This window comes from Tunicatimonas sp. (assembly GCF_049647865.1).
GTDB lineage: Bacteria > Bacteroidota > Bacteroidia > Cytophagales > Cyclobacteriaceae > Tunicatimonas.
This window is the reverse complement of record NZ_JBARYM010000672.1, coordinates 1-4,791: the sequence shown is the minus strand read 5'-3', so window position 1 is coordinate 4,791 and position 4,791 is coordinate 1. Positions and strand designations below refer to the sequence as shown.

Sequence of the window (4,791 nt, the reverse complement as noted above, 5' to 3'; positions counted from 1 at the left end):
CTATTGCTAAGTTGCATTTGATATTTGAGACAATGGTCAACTTTAAAGGAGTTTATTTTTTCGATGAGTTTGATTCAATCGGTTCTCATCGGAATATTGTCAATGATGTTGGTGAAATTAAACGAGTTCTTAATGGATTTCTGTCCTACATAGAGCAGGATAATTCTAATAGTTTAATTATTGCTGCAACTAATCTTCCTCAAACACTAGATAATGCACTATTTCGCCGATTTGATGATATAGTAGAATACAAACTCCCTGATCTGCCTCAAATCTTAGAAGTAATCAAGCGAAAACTAGCTGGCATAAAGACTGATAGGTCAATATCATACGAGGCTTTAGCCCAAAAGGCCTTGAGGCTGAGTTACAGCGAAATAACCCGTGCTTGTAATGAAGCAATCAAAGAAATGATTATTAATAAGAAGGATATTCTATGCAAGAGCGACTTGGTTAGCTTTATTACCGAGCGCAAAGCTTTTCATGATAGTATTAAGTAATGCCCGTTAGAGAATCAGAAAGAAAATCTCATCTTCTCGTTCAAAACACCGCCACATCAGAAAGGTATACATCCGTAAAAAAAGGAAACAGTAAAGGAAATTATCTTACTAGAAACCGTAGCCAACACGGGCAGAAACTTCAAACCGATCTTCGGCAAGTGGAGCAAGCAGTTGCGAATTTTGTCAATACCCCTCCTTCCACTGGTTTAGAAAAAGAGAATGGATTTTACGTGCAGTTTAGCAGTGAGCCCGGCTATGATTTGAAAGTAGAAAGCCTAGGAAATGCAAATAAGGATATTGAGCCAGTTGCCGTTCAAACGATAGAGACCGAAGGAGAATTAGCCCAAACTACAGCCACTGTATTTATCCCTGAAGGGCAATTGAGTTATTTTATTGATAAAGTTGAGAAGTATCTGACTGAAGATACTAAAGGAGGAAATCCTCAAAATAAAGCATTAGTCGAAAGTGTCTCCCAAATAAAAGCAGCCGTACTGCGTGACCTTTGGACTGACCACACAGGTTTTCCCGAAGAAGATGAAGAAATATGGTGGGAGGCATGGTTACGCTACGGGAAAAATGATGACGAGCAAAATGATAGAATTGAGCAATTTCAACGGCAAGCTACTACTGCTAATTTAAAGGTTGGAGAGCAAGTACTAGGGTTTCCCGAAAATACCGTTCTGCTTTTGAAAGGTACCGCAGCCCAGCTATCTGAATCGGTATTCCTACTAGACTCATTGGCTGAGATTAGGAAGGCCAAAGAAACGGCGGAGTTCTTCACCAATATGACCCAGGTTGAGCAAAGGGAATGGGTACAAGAAGCCGTTGATCGTATTGCTCCACCTGATAAAGATTCACTGGCCATTTGTATATTGGATACTGGAGTAAACAATGGACATCCTTTGATTCAACCAGCATTGAGTAGTGAGGATATGGATAGCTATAATCTTAGTTGGGGAACTAACGATACTGGTACACATGGAACAGAGATGGCAGGGCTATGTTTGTACGGCGATCTGTTTGATCTACTTTCCTCCACCAACAGCATTCAACTGTATCATAAGCTTGAGTCTATCAAGATACTTCCTCCAAGGGGACAAAATGATCCAGGGTTATATGGTTCAATTACAAAGGAGTGCGTAAGTCGCGCAGAAATAATTGCCCCAGATAGAAAACGGATTCTTTGTATGGCAGTGACAGCTACGGATTTTAGAGATAAAGGTCAACCGTCTTCTTGGTCAGCTGCTTTAGATGCAATAACGTTTGGTGAGGATGAGCAAAAATATCTAATGTTCGTTTCGGCTGGTAATATCCATAACATCGATTCCCTCGTAGATTACCCTGATATCAACCTAGTAGAAGGCATCCATGATCCAGGTCAGGCGTGGAACATTATCACAGTTGGTGCTTACACTGAAAAAGATTTTATTAATAATGAGATACACCCAAACAAGGAACCCTTAGCTCCAAAGGGTGGGCTCTGCCCAAGTAGTACTACCTCTCTAATATGGCAAGGTAAGTGGCCATTGAAGCCCGATATTGTGATGGAAGGTGGAAATATGAGTACGTCGCCAGAAAATAATGAACCACCAGATTATAGTCCTGATTCGCTACAGTTGTTATCAACAAATGCACAGTTTCAAATTGGGAGTCCAATAGCTCCCACGGGCGACACTAGTGCAGCTACTGCATTGGCATCAAGATACGGAGCAATTATCGCCAGTGAGTATCCCGAACTGTGGCCGGAAACTATCCGGGGACTACTTGTGCATTCAGCCAGATGGACTGATACAATGCTAGACAACAAATCATTGAGCAGTATATCTAAATCAGAAATCAAGAATATGATTCGCCGTTTCGGCTACGGTGTGCCTGATCTAGAAGAAGCATTGTATAGTGCAAATAACACGCTCACCCTAATTGCTCAAGAGAGCCTCATACCCTACACGAAAGAAGGGGGCACCATAAAAACCAATGATCTACATCTACATGAGTTACCTTGGCCTCAAGAAGTTTTATCAAATTTAGGCGAGTTAGAAATAGAAATGCATATAACACTTTCTTACTTTATTGAACCCAACCCGGGTAGCCGCAACAACCCTAAATACAGAAGCAAATTTCAGTACGCCTCTCATGGGCTTAGATTTGAGATCAAGAAACCAACAGATTCTATTGATGAATTTAGAAAGCGTATTAATAAACGTGCTAGAGAAGAAAATGAAAAGGTAGAGAGTTCAGCTTCCGATAGCAATGATTGGGTTATTGGTGGCAATCTGCGTACTTCGGGTTCAATCCATAAAGATGTATGGAAGGGTACTGCTGCTGACTTAGCCGAAAAAGGAGTTGTAGCAATATATCCGGTGAAAGGTTGGTGGTGCCATCGTAAGCAATTAGAAAAATGGGGCGAGTCAGTAAGGTATAGCCTGATTGTCAGTATCAAGACCGAAGAACAAGACGTAGATATTTACACCCCCGTAGCTAATATTATTACCGTTTAAAAGTGAAACAACTTTATGTAATTGCCGGGTGTAACGGGGCGGGCAAGACTACCGCCTCCTACACGGTGCTACCGGATATTCTGAATTATCAAGAGTTTGTGAATGCTGATCGGGCAACGTCCGCGAGATTGCAAGAGGATTATCACCATTTCAGCCGGAGAAAGTGAGTTTACAAGCGGTAGATACGCAGCTTAGCATGAAAAATATCAAAAGTGTTAATAGTATTGATTTCATACTTTTTCTTACCTAAACCAAATGTTTGATCTGTTGCTCTTTGCATTGGTAGCTATACTGGTTGTAGCTGCCTACTTCGTTTTTATGGTCAAACCTAGTCCTAAACAGGTAATGGCGAATCTCTACCTAATCGTTCGCTTATTAATGTGACTTTTGCGAATAATATTAATAGTATATGCGTAGCTTACCTTATTGTTACTTTCCAGTTCAGGCTATCTAAGATACCTTGAGTCAGGTGAATCCTTCTTTTATACATTCTATTCTTAGTAATGATTCTCCATTCGTTTTCTCTCATTACTGTTTCTGGTATTAAAAAGAGGGTTAATGTATCCTCTTTACAGAATATTCTTCGTGACGAAGGTGATCCAAAGCCTGATAGTTCAGCTGTATCTCTTATATCTAGCTTGTAATTAGGGTGTTTTTCAAATTTTACCTCCTTACCAGTCTCATCATAAGCCTGAACGTTCCAATTTGTTTTATACTGCAACGCTCTGTCTACGTCTAGATAACCTTCACAGGTATCATAGATATACCAAACAGTATCAGACTTATTAATGACCTCTAAGATACCTGTACTAGGGTCATAAACAGGACACCCAAAAGATAAAAGAAGTATCATCCAAAGGTATCTCACTTTCTTCATCATGGCCAATTAAAAGGTGAAGCAAAAATTCTCATTCTCCAAAGGTTAAATGTACTTATATTTTGAACAGGATAGCTACTAGATGGGCGGCTGATGCTAGGTCGTATTAAAGAGTTGTTATCAGCCGGAGAAGACTTTGCCTTTGAGACAACTTTGGCTAAACCCGTAGTTACGTTAATCTTATTAAACAAGCGCAGCAGCAGGATTATCAGGTAACGTTACTGTTTTTCTGGCTTAATTCTGTAGAGCTAGCATTAGAGAGGGTAGTTTTAAGAGTAGAAGAAGGAGGACACAATATTCCAGAGGATGTAATTCGTCGGAGATACAAAAATGGTCTGCGAAACTTCTTCACTTTATATCGGTCTATCGTAGATACTTGGATATTGGTTGATAATTCTGGTCAATCGTATCAGGTTATTGCTGAAGGAACCGGAAAAGATACGACGATTGCTAAAGAAGAAATATGGAAAACGCTCAATAATCAGTACTATGGATAAGGAGGAATTACAAAAGAGAAACGATGCTATTCTACGTGGACTGGAGGAAGCCTACCGGAAGATGATTATCTTCAAGCGGCAGAAGAATAGTCCAGTCGTAGTATCGGTTAACGGAGAAGTCAAAAAGATTAACCCTTACGACGTGCCGGATACGACTACCTACCATCGGTAGTCAGGAATAATTTCTGATGATGCTACGCAGTAAATAACCAAACTGAGAACTTGAGTGCTCAGACCTCTGTTATAGACTGAGTTATAACTACTAAATGCTTTCTATACTTATGAAACCATTATTCTATACGCTGGTATTTTGTCTATTCTCCGGAGTGGCTTCGGCCCAACAATACTTTGGCGAGAAGATTACCGAAGAAAACGCAATTACCGCTACCGAATTACCTCAAGCAGTGAAGGGCCAAGAAAGC

5 protein-coding genes are annotated in these 4,791 nt (G+C 40.3%); 4 read left to right on the top strand and 1 reads right to left on the bottom strand.

The annotated features are described in order from the left end of the window. The 3 genes from WBA23_RS19665 to WBA23_RS19655 form a co-directional block, all read left to right on the top strand. Positions 1-497 (top strand): AAA family ATPase (locus tag WBA23_RS19665; protein WP_424583987.1); only part of this gene is annotated, 497 nt, incomplete at its 5' end. Continuing rightward, complete coding sequence (locus tag WBA23_RS19660) at positions 497-2,995, top strand: S8 family peptidase (protein WP_424583986.1); 2,499 nt, start codon at positions 497-499, stop codon at positions 2,993-2,995. The genes WBA23_RS19665 and WBA23_RS19660, both read left to right, overlap by 1 nt. Before the next feature lie 2 nt (positions 2,996-2,997). After that, positions 2,998-3,162 (top strand): hypothetical protein, encoded by a 165-nt coding sequence (locus WBA23_RS19655; RefSeq protein ID WP_424583985.1) that lies wholly within the window; start codon positions 2,998-3,000, stop codon positions 3,160-3,162. A gap of 251 nt (positions 3,163-3,413) precedes the next feature. On the opposite strand, the gene WBA23_RS19650 is transcribed toward WBA23_RS19655, so the two are convergent. After that, the gene (locus WBA23_RS19650; protein WP_424583984.1) at positions 3,414-3,875 is read right to left on the bottom strand and encodes a hypothetical protein; all 462 of its coding nucleotides are present in this window, start codon (positions 3,873-3,875) and stop codon (positions 3,414-3,416) included. A gap of 486 nt (positions 3,876-4,361) precedes the next feature. Between WBA23_RS19650 and WBA23_RS19645 the strand changes: the two genes are divergently transcribed. Beyond that, positions 4,362-4,541, top strand: a complete 180-nt coding sequence (locus tag WBA23_RS19645; RefSeq protein WP_424583983.1) for a hypothetical protein — start codon at positions 4,362-4,364, stop codon at positions 4,539-4,541. Positions 4,542-4,791: the final 250 nt, after the last annotated feature.

Excerpts from the sequence above, each read along its gene's own strand:
- WBA23_RS19650 (WP_424583984.1), bottom strand. The coding sequence starts at position 3,875 with ATGATGAAGAAAGTGAGATACCTTTGGATGATACTTCTTTTATCTTTT.
- WBA23_RS19645 (WP_424583983.1), top strand. The coding sequence starts at position 4,362 with ATGGATAAGGAGGAATTACAAAAGAGAAACGATGCTATTCTACGTGGA.
- WBA23_RS19660 (WP_424583986.1), top strand. The coding sequence starts at position 497 with ATGCCCGTTAGAGAATCAGAAAGAAAATCTCATCTTCTCGTTCAAAAC.